The organism is Bradyrhizobium sp. 25ACV (assembly GCF_054863005.1).
Genome location: NZ_JAVAYO010000018.1, coordinates 76260 through 95040 on the forward strand (window position 1 = coordinate 76260; position 18781 = coordinate 95040).

At 63.1% G+C, this 18781-nt stretch carries 21 protein-coding genes, 1 tRNA gene and 2 pseudogenes; 6 read left to right on the forward strand and 18 right to left on the reverse strand.

All coding sequences use genetic code 11. The annotated features are described in order from the left end of the window. Genes RAD04_RS31995 through RAD04_RS32005 form a run of 3 tightly spaced genes read right to left on the reverse strand, consistent with a single transcriptional unit; the run spans position 1 to position 4766 of the window. Positions 1–2004 carry an acetyl/propionyl/methylcrotonyl-CoA carboxylase subunit alpha gene (locus RAD04_RS31995; protein WP_461626984.1) on the reverse strand — a complete coding sequence of 668 codons (2004 nt, stop codon included), beginning with the start codon at positions 2002–2004 and terminating at the stop codon, positions 1–3. Between the two features lie 4 nt (positions 2005–2008). Continuing rightward, on the reverse strand, positions 2009–3613 hold the full coding sequence (locus RAD04_RS32000; RefSeq protein WP_461626985.1) for a carboxyl transferase domain-containing protein: 1605 nt from the start codon (positions 3611–3613) through the stop codon (positions 2009–2011). Positions 3614–3638: 25 nt separating this feature from the next. Further along, the gene (locus RAD04_RS32005; RefSeq protein WP_461618915.1) at positions 3639–4766 is read right to left on the reverse strand and encodes an isovaleryl-CoA dehydrogenase; all 1128 of its coding nucleotides are present in this window, start codon (positions 4764–4766) and stop codon (positions 3639–3641) included. A 167-nt stretch (positions 4767–4933) separates the two neighbouring features. Between RAD04_RS32005 and RAD04_RS32010 the strand changes: the two genes are divergently transcribed. Beyond that, positions 4934–5962 carry an AraC family transcriptional regulator gene (locus RAD04_RS32010; RefSeq protein ID WP_461626986.1) on the forward strand — a complete coding sequence of 343 codons (1029 nt, stop codon included), beginning with the start codon at positions 4934–4936 and terminating at the stop codon, positions 5960–5962. 89 nt (positions 5963–6051) lie between these two features. Here the strand turns inward: RAD04_RS32010 and RAD04_RS32015 are convergent, their stop codons facing one another. From RAD04_RS32015 to RAD04_RS32025, 3 genes and pseudogenes are all read right to left on the reverse strand, one after another. Next, on the reverse strand, positions 6052–6339 hold the full coding sequence (locus tag RAD04_RS32015) for a DUF3551 domain-containing protein (RefSeq protein WP_461626987.1): 288 nt from the start codon (positions 6337–6339) through the stop codon (positions 6052–6054). A gap of 239 nt (positions 6340–6578) precedes the next feature. Further along, positions 6579–7070 carry an Lrp/AsnC family transcriptional regulator gene (locus RAD04_RS32020; RefSeq protein ID WP_461618672.1) on the reverse strand — a complete coding sequence of 164 codons (492 nt, stop codon included), beginning with the start codon at positions 7068–7070 and terminating at the stop codon, positions 6579–6581. 159 nt (positions 7071–7229) lie between these two features. Next, positions 7230–8273: pseudogene (locus tag RAD04_RS32025) on the reverse strand (caspase family protein); the annotation flags it as partial. A gap of 76 nt (positions 8274–8349) precedes the next feature. Between RAD04_RS32025 and RAD04_RS32030 the strand changes: the two are divergent. Then, positions 8350–9396, forward strand: coding sequence for an IS110 family RNA-guided transposase (locus tag RAD04_RS32030; protein ID WP_461626988.1), 1047 nt, complete (start codon positions 8350–8352; stop codon positions 9394–9396). A 280-nt stretch (positions 9397–9676) separates the two neighbouring features. Here RAD04_RS32030 and RAD04_RS32035 read toward each other — a convergent pair. Next, positions 9677–10522, reverse strand: a pseudogene (locus tag RAD04_RS32035) (caspase family protein); the annotation flags it as partial. A 133-nt stretch (positions 10523–10655) separates the two neighbouring features. Continuing rightward, positions 10656–10961, reverse strand: coding sequence for an ETC complex I subunit (locus RAD04_RS32040; RefSeq protein ID WP_028144749.1), 306 nt, complete (start codon positions 10959–10961; stop codon positions 10656–10658). A gap of 252 nt (positions 10962–11213) precedes the next feature. On the opposite strand from RAD04_RS32040, the gene RAD04_RS32045 reads away from it, so the two are divergent. Continuing rightward, on the forward strand, positions 11214–12389 hold the full coding sequence (locus tag RAD04_RS32045; RefSeq protein ID WP_461626989.1) for an OpgC domain-containing protein: 1176 nt from the start codon (positions 11214–11216) through the stop codon (positions 12387–12389). A 101-nt stretch (positions 12390–12490) separates the two neighbouring features. Here the strand turns inward: RAD04_RS32045 and RAD04_RS32050 are convergent, their stop codons facing one another. The 5 genes from RAD04_RS32050 to RAD04_RS32070 all read right to left on the reverse strand — a co-directional run bounded on the left by RAD04_RS32050 (position 12491) and on the right by RAD04_RS32070 (position 15911). Then, positions 12491–12685 (reverse strand): hypothetical protein, encoded by a 195-nt coding sequence (locus tag RAD04_RS32050; RefSeq protein WP_461626990.1) that lies wholly within the window; start codon positions 12683–12685, stop codon positions 12491–12493. Positions 12686–13435: 750 nt separating this feature from the next. Beyond that, positions 13436–13512, reverse strand: a tRNA-Pro gene (locus RAD04_RS32055). A 122-nt stretch (positions 13513–13634) separates the two neighbouring features. Beyond that, the gene (locus RAD04_RS32060; protein ID WP_461626991.1) at positions 13635–14120 is read right to left on the reverse strand and encodes a DUF192 domain-containing protein; all 486 of its coding nucleotides are present in this window, start codon (positions 14118–14120) and stop codon (positions 13635–13637) included. 169 nt (positions 14121–14289) lie between these two features. Further along, positions 14290–14952 carry a cold-shock protein gene (locus tag RAD04_RS32065; RefSeq protein WP_026202878.1) on the reverse strand — a complete coding sequence of 221 codons (663 nt, stop codon included), beginning with the start codon at positions 14950–14952 and terminating at the stop codon, positions 14290–14292. 197 nt (positions 14953–15149) lie between these two features. After that, a complete protein-coding gene (locus RAD04_RS32070; protein WP_461626992.1) occupies positions 15150–15911 on the reverse strand; it encodes an SIR2 family NAD-dependent protein deacylase in 762 nt (253 codons plus the stop codon). A gap of 238 nt (positions 15912–16149) precedes the next feature. Between RAD04_RS32070 and RAD04_RS32075 the strand changes: the two genes are divergently transcribed. After that, entirely contained in the window at positions 16150–16314 is a 165-nt protein-coding gene (locus tag RAD04_RS32075; RefSeq protein WP_162832225.1) for a hypothetical protein, read from the forward strand. A 68-nt stretch (positions 16315–16382) separates the two neighbouring features. Here the strand turns inward: RAD04_RS32075 and RAD04_RS32080 are convergent, their stop codons facing one another. Beyond that, on the reverse strand, positions 16383–16673 hold the full coding sequence (locus tag RAD04_RS32080) for a hypothetical protein (protein ID WP_091956770.1): 291 nt from the start codon (positions 16671–16673) through the stop codon (positions 16383–16385). Between the two features lie 280 nt (positions 16674–16953). Here RAD04_RS32080 and RAD04_RS32085 point away from each other — a divergent pair, with 280 nt between their 5' ends. Next, the gene (locus tag RAD04_RS32085; RefSeq protein WP_461627049.1) at positions 16954–17184 is read left to right on the forward strand and encodes a hypothetical protein; all 231 of its coding nucleotides are present in this window, start codon (positions 16954–16956) and stop codon (positions 17182–17184) included. 86 nt (positions 17185–17270) lie between these two features. Further along, entirely contained in the window at positions 17271–17396 is a 126-nt protein-coding gene (locus RAD04_RS32090; protein WP_104461433.1) for a hypothetical protein, read from the forward strand. 8 nt (positions 17397–17404) lie between these two features. Here the strand turns inward: RAD04_RS32090 and RAD04_RS32095 are convergent, their stop codons facing one another. From RAD04_RS32095 to RAD04_RS32110, 4 genes are all read right to left on the reverse strand, one after another. Continuing rightward, the gene (locus RAD04_RS32095) at positions 17405–17602 is read right to left on the reverse strand and encodes a hypothetical protein (RefSeq protein WP_018323112.1); all 198 of its coding nucleotides are present in this window, start codon (positions 17600–17602) and stop codon (positions 17405–17407) included. A 327-nt stretch (positions 17603–17929) separates the two neighbouring features. Beyond that, complete coding sequence (locus tag RAD04_RS32100) at positions 17930–18076, reverse strand: hypothetical protein (RefSeq protein ID WP_461626993.1); 147 nt, start codon at positions 18074–18076, stop codon at positions 17930–17932. 183 nt (positions 18077–18259) lie between these two features. Next, entirely contained in the window at positions 18260–18415 is a 156-nt protein-coding gene (locus tag RAD04_RS32105; protein WP_461626994.1) for a hypothetical protein, read from the reverse strand. A gap of 212 nt (positions 18416–18627) precedes the next feature. After that, a complete protein-coding gene (locus RAD04_RS32110; protein WP_461626995.1) occupies positions 18628–18765 on the reverse strand; it encodes a hypothetical protein in 138 nt (45 codons plus the stop codon). Positions 18766–18781: the final 16 nt, after the last annotated feature.

Here is an 18781-nt window from a genome sequence, read left to right on the forward strand (position 1 = left end):
TCACTCTCCCGCAGGATCGACCACCGCGAGCTCGACGCCCTCCTGCACGATGTCGCCGACCTTGCACTTGATGGACTTCAAGACGCCGGCATAGGGCGCGCGCAGCGTCTGCTCCATCTTCATCACTTCCAGCGTCAGGATCGGCGCGCCCTTCTCGAGCTTGGCCCCCTCCTCGGCGAGCACGGCGACAACGGTGCCCGGCAACGGCGCTGCGATCTTGTCCTCGCCGATATGCTCCTCGCTCTCGCCGCCGAACGGATCGACCCAGTGCAGGTCGAAGCGGCCGTTGCGCGTGCGCAAGTAGAGCTCATGGCCGTCGATGACGGCCGCGACCGACGATTTGACGCCGTCAAGCGTCAGATCGAAGCCGCCGTCGCGTGGCGCGATTGCGAACGCCAATTCGCGTTCGCCGATGTCAAGCGTGGACGGGCCGCTGCCGTAGTTCAGCACGATCTTCTGCTCGGGGCCGTGACCGACGCGAAAGGCAAAGCTGCGCTGCCGGCGGCCGACCGGCTGCCAGCCAAAGGTTTGCCAGGGCGAGTTCGCGCCCTCATGCGCGGCTTGCCGCTCGTCAGTGACGATCGCGGCAACCGCGGCGCACAGTTCGAGCTCACCCGGCGCCGGCGCGGCCTGTGTCAGCACTGCCAGCTCGCGCTCGATGAAGCCGGTGTCGATCGCATTGGTCCGCACCTTTGGATGCGTCATCAGCGCCGACAGGAACGGGATGTTGGTGATGATGCCGCGGACATCGGACTCTTCCAGCCCGCGGTTCAGCCGCTCGATCGCAACGTCCCGCGTTGGCGCCCATGCGATCATCTTTGCGAGCATGGCGTCATAGTAAGGCGAGACCGTATCATCCTCGCGGTAGCCGGCGTCGATGCGCAGGCCACCGGTCTCGGCGGGCAGCCGCCAGGTCGAGATCCTGCCGACCGACGGCATGAAGTTCTTGGTCGGATTTTCCGCGTAGACGCGCGCCTCGACGGCGTGGCCGTGGAGCTTGATCTCGTCCTGCTTCAGCGGCAGCGCCTCGCCGAAGGCGACGCGCAGCTGCCATTCGACGAGGTCGATCCCGGTGATCAGCTCAGTCACCGGATGCTCAACCTGGAGGCGCGTGTTCATCTCGATGAAGAACACGTCCTTGCCGTCGGAGACGAACTCGATGGTGCCGGCACCGACATAGTTCACCGCTCCGGCCGCTTTTCGCGCGGCGGCGCAGACCGCCTGGCGCTGGGCTGGATTGAGCGTCGGCGACGGCGCTTCCTCGATCACCTTCTGGTGCCGGCGCTGCAGCGTACATTCGCGCTCGAACAGCGACAATAGATTGCCATGGCTGTCGCCGATGATCTGCACCTCGATATGCCGGGGATTGTCGACATATTTCTCGATCAGCATGCGGTCGTCGCCGAACGCGGCCTTGGCCTCGCGCTTGGCGCTGACGATCGCGGGCGCGAGCTCGTCGGCCGAACGCACGATCCGCATCCCGCGGCCGCCGCCACCGGCGGACGCCTTCACCAGGATGGGAAAGCCGATCTTGTCAGCCGCCTTCGAAAGTGTCGCCTCGTCCTGGGCTTCGCCGTGATAGCCCGGCACCAGCGGCACGCCGGCCTTCTCCATCAGCTCTTTCGAGCCGGACTTCGAGCCCATCGCCGTCATCATCCCGGCGGTCGGGCCGACGAAGACCAGCCCGGCATCGAAACAGGCCCGTGCGAATTCGGCATTCTCCGACAGGAAGCCGTAGCCGGGATGCACGGCCTCGGCGCCGGTCTTGCGCGCGGCCTCGATCAGCCGCTCGACATTGAGATAGCTGTCGCGGGCACGTGCGGGCCCGAGCAGCACGGCTTCATCCGCGAGCGCGACATGCATCGCATCGCGGTCGGCCTCGGAATAGACCGCGACCGTGCGCAGCCCCATGGCGCGCGCGGTGCGGATGACGCGGCAGGCGATCTCACCGCGGTTGGCGATCAGGAGCGTGCGAAAACGGCGGTAGAGCTTTGAGTGGTCCATCGCATCACATCCTGAACAGGCCGAATTTCGTCGGTTCGATCGGCGCATTCGACGCCGCCGAAAGGCCTAGGCCGAGCACGAGACGCGTGTCAGCGGGGTCGATCACGCCGTCGTCCCACAGGCGCGCGGTCGCGTAATATGGATGTCCCTGGCTCTCATACTGGGCGCGGATAGGCTCGCGGAATTTGTCTTCCTCCTCCTTCGACCAGCTATCGCCCTTGGCCTCGATATTGTCGCGGCGGACCTGGCTCAGCACCATCGAGGCCTGTTCGCCGCCCATCACCGAGATGCGCGCGTTCGGCCACATCCACAGGAAGCGCGGCGAGTAGGCGCGGCCGCACATGCCGTAATTGCCGGCGCCGTAGGAGCCGCCGATCACCACGGTGAATTTCGGCACCGAGGCGGTCGCAACCGCCGTCACCAGCTTCGCACCATCGCGCGCAATGCCGCCGGCCTCGTATTTCTTGCCGACCATGAAGCCGGTGATGTTCTGCAGGAACACCAGCGGAATGCCGCGCTGGCAGCACAGCTCGATGAAATGGGCGCCCTTCAGTGAGCTCTCACTGAAGAGAATGCCGTTGTTCGCGATGATGCCGACCGGATAGCCCCAGACATGGGCGAAGCCGCAGACCAGCGTCGTGCCGTAGAGTTTCTTGAACTCGTCGAATTCGGAGCCATCGACGACGCGGGCGATGATGTCGCGCACGTCGAACGGCTTGCGGCCGTCGACCGGCACCACGCCGTAGATCTCCTCCGCCGCGAACAACGGATCGCGCGGCGTGTGCATGTTGAGGTTCGGCCGCACCGACGGCTTCAGCGTGCCGACGATACGCCGCGCGATGCCGATCGCATGGGCATCGTTCTGTGCGTAGTGATCCGTGACTCCCGACTGGCGCGAATGCACATCGGCGCCGCCGAGCTCCTCCGCGCTGACGACCTCGCCGGTCGCAGCCTTCACCAGCGGCGGGCCGCCGAGGAAGATGGTGCCTTGATTGCGCACGATGATGCTCTCGTCCGACATCGCGGGGACATAGGCTCCGCCGGCGGTGCAGGAGCCCATCACGATCGCGATCTGCGGAATGCCCTGCGAGGACATCTGCGCCTGGTTATAGAAGATGCGGCCGAAATGCCGCTCGTCCGGAAAGATCTCGTCCTGCAGCGGCAGGAAGGCGCCGCCGGAATCGACCATGTAGACGCAGGGCAGATTGTTCTGCCGCGCCACGTCCTGCGCGCGCAGATGCTTCTTCACCGTCATGGGGTAGTAAGTGCCGCCCTTGATGGTGGCGTCGTTGGCGACGATCATGCATTCGCGCCCCGAAATGCGCCCCACTCCCGTCACGACGCTCGCCGAATGCACGTCGCCCCCATAGAGGCCATAGGCCGCGAGCGGTGACAGTTCCAGGAACGAGGTGCCGGGATCGACCAGGAGGTCGACGCGCTCGCGTGCCAGCATCTTGCCGCGCGAGGTGTGGCGGTTGCGCGAGGCCTCGCCGCCACCGCCGGCGACCTGGCTCAGTTTTTCACGCAAGTCCGCGACCAGGGTGCGCATGGCCTCGGAATTGCGCGCAAAGTCGGATGAAGACGGATCGATGCTGGAATGGAGCGGCATGTTGATTCCAATGAGGTGAAGGTTTTTAAGCCGTCTCGGACATCAGTTCGCGGCCGATCAGCATGCGGCGAACTTCGGACGTCCCCGCGCCGATCTCGTAGAGCTTGGCGTCACGCCACAGACGACCCACAGGGAATTCACTGGTATAGCCGACCCCGCCGAGCGCCTGGATCGCCTCGCCGGCCATCCACGTTGCCTTCTCCGCGGAATAGAGGATCGCCGCCGCCGCATCCTTGCGCAAGCTGCGGGCGTGGTCGGCGCGGTCGCAAGCGCGTCCCACCGCATAGACATAGGCGCGCGTGGCCTGCCAGGTCGCGTACATGTCGGCGAGCTTGCCCTGCATCAGCTGGAAATCGCCGATCGGCTGGCCGAACTGCTTGCGCTCGTGCATGTAGGGCACGACCGCGTCCATGCAGGCCGCCATGATCCCGAGCGGGCCGCCCGACAGCACCGTGCGCTCATAGTCGAGGCCGGACATCAGCACCTTGACGCCCTCGCCCACCTTGCCCATCACGTTCTCCTCCGGCACCTCGCACTCGTCGAAGAACAAGGGATAGGTGTTGGAGCCGCGCATGCCGAGCTTGTCGAGATGCTGCCCATGGGTGAACCCCTTGAAGCCCTTCTCGATCAAGAAGGCGGTCATGCCACGCGGGCCGGCCGCCGGATCGGTCTTGGCGTAGACCACCAGCACGTCGGCGTCGCCGCCATTGGTGATCCACATCTTCGAGCCGTTGAGCACGTAGCGGTCGCCGCGCTTGTCGGCGCGCAGCTTCATCGAAACGACGTCGGAGCCGGCGCCTGGCTCGGACATCGCGAGCGCGCCGACATAGTCGCCGGAGATCAGCTTCGGCAAATAGCGCTGGCGCTGCGCGTCATTGCCGTTGCGGCGGATCTGGTTGACGCAGAGGTTGGAATGGGCGCCGTAGGACAGACCCACGGCCGCGGAACCGCGCGAAATCTCCTCCATGGCGACGATATGGGCGAGGTAGCCCATGTTCGAGCCGCCATATTGCTCCGGTGCGGTCATGCCGAGCAGGCCAAGGTCGCCGAAGCGCTTCCAGAGGTCTGCGGGGAACAGATTGGCCTTCTCGATGTCGGCCGCGCGCGGGGTGATCTCCGCCTCCACGAAGGCGCGAAGCGTGTCGCGCAGCATGCCGACGTCTTCGCCCAGATCGAAGTCGATGCTCGGGATGTTCAAGGCGATTCCTCCGTATTTTGACCTTCGAACCTAGCGGGATCGAAGCCCTCTTGCGGTCGAAAAGGTTGCATTTTCCGCCAAACTTGGCGAGGATTTTCGAGAGGAATTCCCAAAGGTTCGCAATGCCTTTTCAAGCCGCCACCGCGACCTCGCGCCGCGCCGTGACCCCCACCGCCTTCGTCCGCGGCGTGGTCGCCGCCTATGAACGATATGGCCGCGACCCGGCGGAGGCGCTGAGCCGCGGTCAGGTAGCGCCGGACCTTGTCAATTCTCCGGATGGCCGGATCACCGCCGCCCAGTTCGAGGCGTTGGCGGGCCATGCCATGCGGGAGCTCGACGACGAGGCGCTCGGCTGGTTCTCGCGGCGGCTGCCCTTTGGCACCTACGGCATGCTGTGCCGCGCCTCGATCACGGCGCCGACGCTGGAGGTCGCGCTCAAGCGCTGGTGCCGGCATCATCGTCTGCTCACCGAGGACGTGCTGCTCGATCTCGAGCTCAGTGAGGAGACCGCGGTCGTCTCGATCCGGGAACTGCGCGACCTCGGGCCCTTGCGCGAATTCTGCCTCGTCACCCTGCTCCGCTACGCCCTCGGCTTCTCCTGCTGGGCGGTCGATTCCGCGATTGCGCTACGCGCGGCGGAATTCCCTTATCCTGAGCCGGGACACGTTTCGGTCTATCCGACCATCTTCTGCAAGAGCGTCCGCTTCGACGCGGACTGCGCTCGGATCGTCTTCGACAAGCATTATCTCTCGCTGCCGCTGACGCGCAGTCCGGCCGATCTCGACAACATGCTCAAGGGCGCGCTGCGGTTGACCGTGCTGCCCTATCGGCGCGACCGGCTTCTGGTCGAGCGTGTCCGCCGCGTGCTCCGCAATGCGCGCGGACGCAGTCTCGGTGCCGAGGATGTCGCGAGCGAACTTGCGCTCTCCACCCGCACCATGCATCGGCGCCTGCGCGAGGAGGCCACCTCGTTGCGCGACCTCAAGGAAGAGGCAAAGTTCGAACTGGCAAAACAGGAGCTGATGCGAGGCCGCACGCCGATCAAACGCATCGCGGAGATCGCGGGCTTCCGCAACGAGAAGAGCTTTTCCCGCGCGTTCCGCACCTGGACCGGTGCCTCGCCGCGCGAGTTTCGCGGCCGGTATCGCTGAGACACGCCCGCTGTCGCCTTACTGTCATGAATTTACGGCCCCCGAGATGAACTCTCGGAGGCCGCACTCTCGAAACCCGTATTCAGGCGTTAATTCGAGTTGGTCTGCGCGCCCGGGCGAAGCTTGGTGCGCGACTGCTTCGGCTGATAGGCCAGCGCGTCGTTCGAGGTCTTCGCACCGCCGCTCTGCGAGCAGGTGCCGCCGATCCCACCCGCCGCAGCCCGGCAGGCTTCCATCGTCGGATAGCCGCAGCCATGAGCGGCCTGGGCGCCGTTGGTGATGCAGTACTCTTCCGCCTGCGCGGCGGGGGCGGTCATCATGAGAAACGCCGATGCAAACAGCGTCACAGCGGATGCGACAATCGTCTTCGAGGTCATGGTGTCTTTTCCAGCTTCAGGGTCCCACAAAAGAGTCCTCAGGATGCGGCGCAGGCTGAGGTTCACCCCTTGCATCTAGGCGGCGCACCGGGACCGGCAATCACGTCTCAGCGCATCGCAGGACTTCCGAAATCACATGTCACAGTTATGTGAGTTAATCAGTATTACAGTGCTGAAATCGACGAGCGTTGCCCTTCGGATTTTCATGATCTTGGAATAACAGCGCCTGGGAACTTCCCCTATCCCGCCGATACCGCAACGACCTCCTGCAACGGCAGCGGCACATCCTTGGCGACCCCCAGCACCGGGAAGCTGCGGACGTTCTTCACGTCAGGCATTGCTGCGAAATGCAGAAGTTGCTGGCGCATGCTCTCCACGCTCGGCGCCACGCATCTCAGGAGATAGTCGGTGTCGCCCGAGATCCGCCAGCACTGCTGGATGCGCGGGATCGCGGCGATCGAGCTCTCGAACGCCTCCAATACCGGCTGGGCCTGGCTGCCGAGCTGGATCGAGACGAACGAGACCACCTCATAGCCGAGCCGCCGCTCGTCGATGACGGCCCGCACCGCCCGGATCACGCCACGGCTGAACAGCGATTTCAGCCGCCGCAGGCAGTTCGGCGCGGACACGCCGACGCGCAGCGCCAGCTCGTTGTTGCGGATACGCCCGTCCTGCTGCAGCTCGGACAATATTTTCAGATCGACGCCGTCGAGCTGGTCACGCCCCGCCATAGCCCTACCCCGTCATATCCCGTCAGGTAGGCCAGCGAAGCACGGAGCACAATCACTGCCAAGGGCTCTATCAATTGTATTTCAACAACATCAAGCGGACGCCGCATCTCTTATCGTGGGCGGGCTCCGACTCCGCATCAGCATTCATGCGATGCTTCGCTACCTGCAGATCTCAACTAGACCACCCATACCGTTTCCCGCGTATGCAGAGCCGACGCTTCCCGATCCGGAGGCTGCGCTAGCGCGTTCCAGCCTGCATCCCTTCTGGACCGGGCGACAGCCGGTTTGACCGCAGATGATCTGGCCGGATGCTTGAGGCTTTGACGGAGATTGCTCAATCTGCTTTCGCTCGGCATCGCGCGACCTTTGGTCGTCGCGCGCAGCCACGGGCTTTTTCTCCTGCAGCTTCTCGCATTCATTGTCGTCGTTGACGCGGTAGCCGGAGCGACAGGTGATCTTTTCACAAGCGTCTCCGCTGGCCTTGTAGCCGCGGTCGCAAATCAGGGGGCAGACGCGACCTTGCTTCGACTTGATCGCATCGAGCGCGTCGAGGCTCGCGAGCTTCGGCTCGAACGTCGTGCCGGCATGTTTGTTGAACAGCGTCAGCGAGCGCTGCGACTGCGCGTTCCACTCGCCGTCGCTGGTGCCTTTCAGACACCCGACACGGCGCAGCTCCAATTGGACCAGCTTCGCTGTCTCCTGTGGCGAGAGGCTCGGTTGCGGTGACGTCGGAGCGATAGCAGCGATTTTCTGCTCGCCCTCCTCCTTCGCCTTGATCTCGGCAGCTTTCCTCTCCGCAGCCTGCTTCGCCGCCAACTCCGCAGCCGCTTTCTCATTGGCAATCCGTTCGGAGACAATCTTTTCTGCCGCCTGCTTTTCAGCAATTGCCTTCGCTGCGGCAGCCTCTGCCTCCTTTCGCCGCTGCTCTGCAGCGACTGCGCGCGCCTCTTCGATCTGCTTTGCCTTTTCGGCGGCAAGACGGGCGTCCTCGGCGGCCTTGGCCGCGGCAGCGGCCTTGTCCCGCTCGGCCTTCTTGGCTCGGTCGGCCGCGAGGCGGGCCTTTTCGTCCTCGGCCTCCCGGGCCTTCTCCGCGGCGGCAGCACGCGCCTCTTCGGCTGCGACCCGGCTCAATTGCACCTTGGCGAGACTGGCGTAAAAGCCCTCAGGATATTGCGCGAGGAATGCGGTCCAGACCTCACGTGTTGGGGTGGACGGCCCCCTTCCGCCGGTCTGCGTGGCAGGATGGGGTCGTCGATGACCTCAAACGAAGGAGCCGCCCGTGGAAACGATCGTTCGCATCGGTTTGGACACGTCAAAGAGCGTATTTCAGTTGCATGGCGTTGACGGGATGGAGCAGCCGGTCTTGCAACGTAAGTTGAGACGCGGCCAGGTTCTGGCCTTCTTCGGTCGTTTGCCGCCTGCGTTTGTCGCGATGGAAGCTTGCGGAGCATCGCACTATTGGGCGCGGGAGCTGCGATCGCTGGGGCATGAAGTGGCGATGATCCCGCCGCAATATGTCAAACCCTACGTGCAACGCGGGAAATCCGACGCTGCGGACGCCGAAGCGATTTGCGAGGCGGCGAGTCGGCCGAAACTGCGCAAGAACTTTGTGCCGATCAAAAGTCCTGAGCAGCAGGGCGCGCAGATGCTGACGCGTGTGCGCACCCAGTTCATCGGCAGGCGCACCCAGCTCGCCAATTCGATCCGCGGCTACGCCGCGGAGTTCGGCTTTACCGCGCCCAAGGGGCTTTCGCGGCTTCAGCAATTGCTGATCGATATGCGGGCCGACGCGACAGTTCCCGACTTGGCAATGGAGTTGGTGGAAGCGTTGGCGACAGAAATGGCGCGCGTTGATGATCAGATCGCCAAGCTCGACAAGAAGCTTATGCAACTCCATCGGGGTAACGAGATGAGCCGGCGACTGGCGACCATTCCAGGGGTTGGTCCGATCGGCGCGACGCTGCTGTCAATCAAGGTCGTGGATGCGCGCGGCTTCAAGTCGGCGAGAAACTTTGCGGCCTGGCTTGGCCTGACGCCGAAAAACCACTCGACGGCAGGCAAGAACCGGCTCGGCGTTATCACGCGCGCCGGTGATGAGATGTTGCGAAGCGTCTTAGTCGCAGGCGCTACCGCGGTCATCGGCGACCTACGCCGGGGCGACAGTCGGGTGTGGCCATGGCTAAAAGCTTTAATCGCGCGGAAGCCACCAAAGCTCGTTGCGATAGCATTGGCCAATAAGATGGCGCGGATCGCTTGGAAATTGATGATCAGCGGGGAACGCTATCGACCCATTGGCAACGCAGTTCCAATGGCGACACCGATATAGGCATAAACGAAATGCAGAGTTTGGCGTCAGCCCCGCAGGACTGACGCTGAGGCCGGAACTTGCAGGATAGGAAGAGGTGGTGTGATCGGCGCAAGCCGAACAGGGAGAGTTTCCGCTCGGTTCACCGGCAGCAAATGCCGTTCTCGTGTTTGGATCTCACTGTTCGCGAAGCCCATCTTGGCCAGTGGTCGCAGACCCAATCGTAGGCCGGACATATGAGCGCAAGCGATCCGAGCATGCTGCCCAAGCCAATCCTTGCAAGTCGGGGGCCGTCCACATATGAGCCGAGCTGGAGCGCCAGTTCGTAGTCCCGGCGGACGGCATCCTGCCGATTGGCCTGCGGTCCCGTCATGGCTGGTTTTGCCGGGACCAGCGCGACATCCTCGCCGCCAAGGGAGCCGTAGACGTAGGGCTCTTGCCTGTAGCTCGTGTTCTTCAAGACGTCGTCCCGGACGAAGCCAAACGCCTTACGCAGGTCGAGACCGGGCGTCGGCAGGCGCTCGACGAGTGCGGTCGCGAAGGGGCTGTTTTTGGAATCGCCATCCGAAGCCGTCGATCCCGCCTTCGCGGCGAAAGCGATCATCGTATTCACGCTTGTCGGCTCGACCTTGGCAAGACCGCGCCCAATAGCGCGGGAGGCGACGGTGCGCTTCATATTTTTGGCAAAGGGATTGTCGCGGCAGGCGTCCAGAATAACAAGCCGAAGCTGCTTCGCGGGCTCAACAGCGAACAGCGCACGGTCAAGCGCCACGGTCTCGTCGAGAACATCGCTATCGGTTTCGAGGGCTGCATCTGTCGGGATCAGGTAATTTGCCCCGTCAAGCTCGATGCCGTGACCTGCATAATAGATAACGGCCACCTCGGCATCTCGTGCTCGCCCGCCAAACTCGCGTAAAGCCTTGCGCATCTCGGCGGCGTTGAGGTCGGTCTTGATATCGACCGAGTCGAACCCGGCTTTCCTGAACATGCCGCCAACCAGGGCGGCATCATTCGCCGGGTTGGCCAGCCTGGGTACGCTTTTGTAAGCGGAGTTGCCAAGCACCAGCGCGACCCGGCGCTCGGCATGAGCCGAGCCGCAGGCGAGGCTGATTAAGAAGAACAATGAAAACCAGCGAAACGCGCCCATCCGTGCCCCACCTGTGCGCAGCTTACGATGAGCCTACAAATACGCAAATATCGGCTCCGTGACGTCAATCACAATGCACTGTGCGCTTCACGCTTTCCCGGAGGCAAAGATGACGGCCGGTGGGGCCCGCCCCTCAATGCGTCCAGGGCTCGCCGCGGCGGAACGAGAAATTATCAGCATAGGCGGCCGGGCGGCGGATCGAATCCTGTGGCTCGATCACCTGGTAGGCGATGCCCTTGCGCTCGCAATAGGCGATCGCCTCTTCCTTGCTATGGAAGCGCAGCGTGATCTGCTGCTTCATGTCGCCGGACGAGGTCCAGCCCATCAGCGGCTCGACCGAACGCGGTTGCTCGGGCTCGTAGTCGAGCTGCCATTCCTTCGTCTTGGACCGGCCGGATTGCATCGCGTTCTTGGCGGGCTTGAAAATGCGTGCGGTCATTGGCGGTCCGGCCTCTTCGTCTTTTCGTTCGATTTCGATGCGTCACGGTAGCAGTTGGTGGAAACCTCAGGGATAGTATACAGACACCGATCGGGAACTGATCGGTGATTCCGGCCCCGGGCACCCTCACCACCGGTATAGTCATTATGCTGCACCGTGACAATTGCGTACCGCCTTTCGCGCTGGGGGCCCGCCCGGCGGCACTGCTTCGACGACATCAGCGTAACCGCCCCTCCCGAAAGCTCCCGTCGCATGGCCTTCCTGAACATCAACGCCACGCTCCCTGAAAAAGGCCGCGACCTCAGGCTCGACCTGTTTCGCGGGGTCGCGAACTGGGCGATCTTCCTCGACCACATCCCCGACAACGTCGTGAACTGGATCACAACGCGCAATTACGGCTTTTCCGACGCCGCCGACCTGTTCGTGTTCATCTCCGGCTATACCGCCTCGTTCGTCTATGCACGGATGATGCTGGAGCGCGGCTTCCTGGTCGGCGCCACCCGGCTGACCAAGCGGGTCTGGCAGCTCTATGTCGCCCACATCATCCTGTTCGTGATCTATATCGCCTCGATCAGCTATCTGGCGTTGCGCTTCGGCGATAGCGAGATGATCAACGAGTTCAACGTCGCCGGCCTCGTCGACAACGCCACCGAGACGCTGCGCCAGGGTCTGTTCCTGCGCTTCAAGCCGCTCAATCTCGACGTGCTGCCGCTCTACATCGTGCTGATGGGCCTGTTCCCGCCGGTGCTGTGGTTCATGCTGCGCAAGCCCGATTTGACGATGGTGCTGGCGATCGTGCTGTGGCTGGCGGCGCGCCACTTCGGCTGGAATCTGAATGCCTATCCGGCCGGCCAGTGGTACTTCAACCCGTATTGCTGGCAGGTGCTGTTCGTGTTCGGCGCCTGGTGCGCGATGGGTGGCGCACGGCGCTCGATGACGCTGATCAACGCGCCGATCACGCTCTATCTCTGTCTCGGCTATCTCTTGTTCGCGCTGGTCATGACCATGGCCGGCCGCTTCCCCACGTTCGGCGGCATGTTCCCGGAGTGGCTGTTCTCGGCCTTCAATCCGAACGACAAGACCAACCTCGCGCCCTACCGCTTCATCCACTTCGTCGTGATCGTGATCCTGGTGATCCGCTTCGTGCCGAAGGAATGGCCGGGGCTGGAATGGAAGGTGTTCGATCCCCTGATCGTCTGCGGCCAGCAGTCGCTCGCCGTGTTCTGCGTCGGCGTGTTCCTGTCGTTCGTCGGCCATTTCGAGCTGTCGATGAGCTCGGGCTCGCTGCTCGCACAGATCTTCGTCAGCGTCGCCGGCATCGCGATCATGACGACGGTGGCCTATTACATTTCGTGGTCGAAGAAGCAGGACAAGCCGCTGAAGCCACCGCCACCCAAGCCGGCGGCAAGCGCGGCGAAGGCGGCCTGATCCGGGAAACGCCTGGCGGTTGAAGCGCGGCCTTCAACCGCCATGGGCCAAGCTCGATGGCCTCAGCAATGGCCCAAGGCGCGACGATGGTTCGTCGCGCTTCAGGCGGCTTCTTCGCCGTCGAACTCGGTGAATTTCTTGTAGATCCAGTCGCGGCCGTCATGGCGGCGCCAGACCTTGCCGACCACGAGCTGCCCGTTGATCGAGCGGCGGGGCACGATCACGGTCCAGAGGTGCCAGATCTCGCTCCAGCTCGATTGCGGAGCGGCGGTTTTGAAGTTGCGATCGAAAGACATGACGCAGAACTCACAGGATACGCGCGCTGCGACGAACCGTGACCTTGTGTGAGCACGAATTGCAGGCAGCCCATCGCGAGCCGGAATCGATCTGATAACGATCGCCGAAGCGGCCGCAACAACCGCTCATCCTTAACCTAACCGGTCAACCTTACTTCTCCCGGCCAGGGGCCGAGATCGGTTGAAAGCCGGCGCCGATTTATCTACAATACGCGCACGATTTGAGAATGACCGCGCCATCTTGGGTGCGTGGCGATTTGATTGAGCTGACGTCCAATTTTGTAGATTGAATTTCGAAAATCTCGTCAGGGCGACCACAATGATTTTGCAATGTGAACGTCTGCGCCTGGCGCTCCGATCGTCGTCTCCTACGCCAATCGCAAGGACGCCGGCGCAAGAACTGCCGAAAGCCGCCAACGACAATCACGGCATATGGCCGCTGCTGCCGTTTCCGTTCGGCTGGTACGCCTCGAGCTGATCGGCCGGATCTGAAAAGCGACACCTGAAAAGCGCAACGCCGCGCAAGCGGAATATCATCGCTTGGCGGCGTCCGTTTAGACATTGGGCGCTGAAATCCTCAACACACATATGTCTATGACGACAGCCAAAAGGTTCGATGCGGGGCCGCCAATTCTGTCCCGGTCAGCGCTCCGCAACCGCTTGAAACATCGCGCAGAAGTCGCGGAACGACGGCAGTCAGATCACGTCGGAGGTGACAGGGAAAAAGTCCCGGAGATTCAACCTCGGGACTGGTCGGGGCAGCTGGATTCGAACCAACGACCTGCAGTACCCAAAACTGCCGCGCTACCAGGCTGCGCTATACCCCGAATGTCCAGCGAGCCCCGTCGATACACGCTTCCCAAGGCGCCAGCAAGGCTTCCAAGGCGCCAGCAAGGCTTCCAAAGCGCCAGCAAGCTTCCAGGGTCCGGCAGGCGCCCGCCTGCCCGCGCTATTTGCTGCCGAACAGCGGATGGCCGACGCGGTCGCCGGGACGGATGCCGTATTTCTGCGCCGTTCCCGCCACCACCTCCAGCACGGCCCGGGCGGGCCCCCGGGACGAGATGATCTTGGTCGACATCGGCTCGGTATTCTCGGCGATGCGCAGGATGCGGCCGTCGGCGCGGATGAAGATCATGTCGAGCGAGACATAGGTGTTCTTCATCCACATCGACACCTCCTGCTCGGGATTGAAGTCGAACAGCATGCCTTTGCCGTCCGCCAGCTCCTTGCGGTACATCAGGCCGGTCTGCTTCTCCTCCTCGGTCGTCGCCACTTCCACCGAGAACACCTGCACGCCGTTCTTGGTGACGATCTCGAGCGGCTGGAAGCTGGCGGCGCCGGCGGGCGCGGTGGCAACGGCACAGCCGGCGATGACGAGGACGGCGGCAAGCCAGCCCTTCAGAACGGACCAGACAGCCTTTCGATCAGGATTCATGGGGGCACTCGAGGCGTGGGACTGGACCAGTCCTTACGCGGCGGTCGCCGGAAAAGCCAGAGGCGCACCGGTCTGCCGACGCGGCTCTGCTCACGATTGCGGGAAATGAAGCTTGGGGGATTTGAAAGCTTGCAGGGACTTGGAAGCTAGAGCGCGAGTCTCCTCGCGCTTAGTGCGACTGCAATCCCGGCGATCCGGTCTCGGGATGGATCTCGGCCGCCATCATGCCCTTGGAGCCGGGCCCGAAGCGGACCAGGACATACTGGCCGGGCCTCAGCTCGGTCATGCCGAAGCGGCGCAGCGTCTCCATGTGCACGAAGATGTCGGGCGTGCCCTCGCCGCAGGTCAGGAAGCCGAAGCCGCGCAGCCGGTTGAACCATTTGACCTGGGCCCGTTCCAGCCCGCTGGTCGCGGTGACCGTGACATGGGTGCGCGGCGGCAGCATCTGCGCCGGATGGATCGCGGTCGACTCGTCCATCGAGACCACGCGGAACGCCTGGTAACCCTTGGCGCGCTGGATGCACTCGACGACGATGCGGGCGCCTTCATAGGCGGTCTGGAAGCCGTCGCGCCTAAGCACGGTTACGTGCAGCAGCACGTCCGGCCAGCCGTTGTCGGGAACGATGAAGCCGTAGCCCTTGGATGCGTCGAACCATTTGATGACGCCATGGACTTCGACGAGATTGGCGCTGGTCTCGCCGAGCCCGCTGAACGGACTGAGCCCGCTCTCGCGACCGGCACTGCCATGCTCGCCCGGCGTGATCCGCCCGGGCGATGCCCCCTGCCCGGGAACCCCGAGCTTCTTGGACTCAAATCCGTCCGACGACCCCATAACCCCGGACCCCACACTGTCATGCGACCCGCCTCAGCAGCGGCATCGAATCACGCGTCTTTCGAGAACCTTCTCAACTGGACGCGACGCGAATCTTTCGACTCAAAAGATAACACTCCCGGTTGCGAGGCATAGATAAAAAAGAGATTCGGCGGAACCTATGAACAGCTTGCACAGCCGCGAATCAAATTGATGCCTCAATTGGCGACAAAGGGCCCGAGCGCTTCGCCGATGTCGTGGTGGATGACGAGATCGGCAATGTCGTCCTGTTCGGTCGGCTCGCGGTTGATGATCACCAGACGTGCACCGGCGTTCTTCGCCATCATCGGAAAGCCCGCCGCGGGCCACACAACGAGCGAGGAACCGATCGCGATGAAGAGGTCGCAGGCCTGCGACAATGCGGTCGCGCGCTGCATTTCATCATCGGGCATCATCTGGCCGAAGGAGATCGTGGCGGTTTTCACCGGCTCGTCGCACGCGGTGCAGTTGGGCGCGAGGCCGTCGTCGTCGAAGCGACGCCTCACCCAATCGAGCGGATAGGCCTGCCCGCATCCGATGCAGCGCGCATAAGTGGTATTGCCGTGAAGTTCAATCACGTGCTCGCCGGCGAAACCGGAGGCCTGGTGCAGATTGTCGATGTTCTGGGTGATGACGGCGGGAACCTTGCCGGCGCGATAGAGCGAGGCCAGCGCCAGATGGCCGCGGCCGGGCTTTGCCGCCGCGAAGACCTCCTCCATCGCAAAACGGCGGCGCCAGGATTCGTCCCGCGCTGACTGGCTCGCGACGAATTCGTCAAACGGGATCGGACGGTTGCGCGTCCAAATTCCGCCCGGCGAGCGGAAGTCGGGAATGCCGCATTCGGTCGAGATGCCGGCGCCGGTGAACGGCACGATGACCCTTGCCTCGGCGATCATGTCGCCGAGCCGCTCAACGCCGCTCTGAAGATCCGATGCAATCAATCGCGGCCTCCCGATTCGTCTTTGCCTGACAGCATCATGCGCAAGCGGCAAGATTGTTGACGCTCTTATCAAGCGCTAACGCGAAGCGCTCGGCAATTTCTTCCGACCTTCGCATATCACAATCCTGCAATGCCTCCTCCCCATTGACGCCCCATTCAGGAGCCCCAATGGATGTGTCAATGCGACTCAAGATGATGCGGCGGCAGTGCTTGAGTTAAGTAAACCCGAGGGGATGGTCATGACCGAAGACGAAGAACGCAAAGCTCGTGAGCGCGATGAAATCGCAGCCCGTGTCGCCGCCTTCCGTGCCACGCAGGAAAAATTCAAGCGCGAGCGCGAAGAATATTTCGTGTCGACCCTGGAGAACGCCCGCAAGGTCGAACGGCCCTCGCTTTGGCCGTAGTTCACGTCCCGATCAATGCACGTGAAAAAAGCCCGGAGCATCGCTCCGGGCTTTTCGCTTGAGAGTGGCTACCAATGGCGCCAGTGGTGATGGCGCCGGTAGTACGGTCCGCCGCCGTAATAGGCGTAGGAGCCCGGCCCGTAATAATAGTCGGGGCCGTCATAATAGCCGTAGCGCGGGCCGTAATAGCCGTAGGGATGGGACGCTGCGACCGCACCCGCGGTGATCGCGCCGGCGGCGAGGCCGAATGCGAGGCCCGGGCCGATGCCGCGCCCGCGCGCCTCGGCAGGCGCAGGGGCCGCAACCGCGGTCACGCCAACGGCTGCGACGGTGGCCAGAACTGCCAGTGTTTTCTTCATGCTCTCCTCCTTCGCGTCTCGCGGAGATAACGACGAGCGCCAGCGATGGTTGCGCGCAGGGCGCGGAACCGGGCGGGCAAAAAAAGCCGATGCGGGCGGAACGAAATCGCCGGCCGGGGATTGCCTCCTCAAGTGCGGGAGCCTCCGCCATCCGGGTAGAGGCAACAGCACGAAGCCCCGTCAGCATCTCCGCGATGCTGGCGGGGTTTTCAGTTTCACGGGAGCAGATGGCAGCAGACGAGGATTGCTGCCAGCGGGGCGAACGATCGAGGAGGAGAGTTTGCCGTTATCTGCTTTGCTGGCCCGTATCCGCAGGCTGGTTCCCCGATCCGACGATCAGCACTACGACGAGATCGTTCGCAGCTTCGGTGTCGGCGCGCTGCACCCGCCGCCGACGCCGATGAGCGACGGCGAGCTGGCGCGGGCGATCGCCGAGTTCCTGAAAGAGCAGCCGTCGAGCGAATCCGTCGCGACCCTCGGCCGCCGGCTCGACCCCTCTTCTCCGCTCTGAGTTCCTTCGAGTTCCTTCCCGGGAGCAGGGAACCAGGAATGCGCGCGGACGTTGAATCCCTCTTCGGAGAGCGGAAGAGGCCCGACATGCCCGCGTGGCTCGAAGTTTTGCTCAATCTGTCCGGCTATGCCGGTTTCGTGGCGCTCGCCTCGCGCGGCACCGCGGGCCCGCAGGTGCCGGCCGACGATCGCGTCTACAGCGACGATCGCTAGCGCCGCCTTTAATTGGCGTGCGCCGCCTGGCCCGCCGTGCGCACCAGCCGGTCGGCCTTGACCGCGACGCGCGTGTCCTCGAGCTGCGGCCGCAGCGAGAAGCTGATCACCACGAAAGCGAGACAGAACAGCGCGCCGACGATGGCGACGCGCCGGTAGGTCTGTCGGTCGCCCTGGTAAAAGGACGGCTCTGAAAAAGGTGTCATGATAAAAATGCTTCTTGGCAAAGGTCGTTTCTTGCTTGTCCTTGCCAGACACCTACCGCAACGAGCGCCAATCGCAACGCGATTAGGCTTTTAACCTAACCGAATAGGGTTATCGGCTTCCGCGCAAATGATCGTTAGGAGTTTGCGGAGTGCCTGCGATTTCCAGCGAGCCGCTTGCCATATCGCAGGAAGCCGAAGCGACCGCAGCCTGCCGACCGGCTTTGTTCCAGCTTCGACACCATTTCGTTCTCGAAGAACGAATCGGAATCGAAGAAATCGGCGCGGAGCAACTCTTAACAAAACGTGCGCGCAGGCACGACGATCGGCTCACGTCGCATCGGGAGACGAGGCCTCGGGAGATTTCGATCCCGGCGGCGGCACTTGCGGCACTGACGGTTTGCCTTTGCGCAAGCGCGGGTGCCGATCGTACCAGAACACTTTCGCGATCTCGGCGAGAAACCAGCACGCATCCATGTCGCTCTCCCTCGCCTCACTCCTTACGGAGAAGGCGCGGACGGGACTGTGCGAAGCATCACGCTGTCTCGTTTTGAGGCGTCTGGCCGCATCGCCGCCGGCATGCGCAACATGTTCTGCATCCGACTCCATTTCGTTCTCGAAGAACGAATCGGAGTCGGAAAAATCAGTGCGAAGCGATTCCTAACGATCGATGAAAGCGCCCGACGCAACCTCTTCAGCGACGTAGCTCGCCGTCGGCACAATCTCCGGCGGCAGGAATTTCGAGACGACCGCGAACACGATGACGATCTCGCGGCAAGGTTCGCATCGAAAGCTGGTGGCGGAAGTCGCCATCATCGGCTTGGCGCATCGCGGGCATGTCATGCAGGCCGAACGCTGACGGCACATGTTCGTTCCTGAAGCATCAGCGACGAATGCTCGCGGCGGCAATCACAACGAACTTCAAGTTGGTCGCCTCGTCGCCCTTGCGAAAGCCACCCGATAAGCGCGAGCCGTCAGACCAGACTGCGCTTGCCGGATCCCGAATGCTCGGCGTCCGCCGGAGCGGATCAAGCCGCCCGCTTCACTTTCTCCTGCTCCGAGAAGCATTCCAGGATCTGGATGCGAAGCTCTTCCGCGGCCGGGCCCTCGAGCTTCCTGAGCTCGTTCCAGAGCCTGATCACTTCGCGCTGTTTCTCGACGGTCATGAGTCCACCTCCAAAG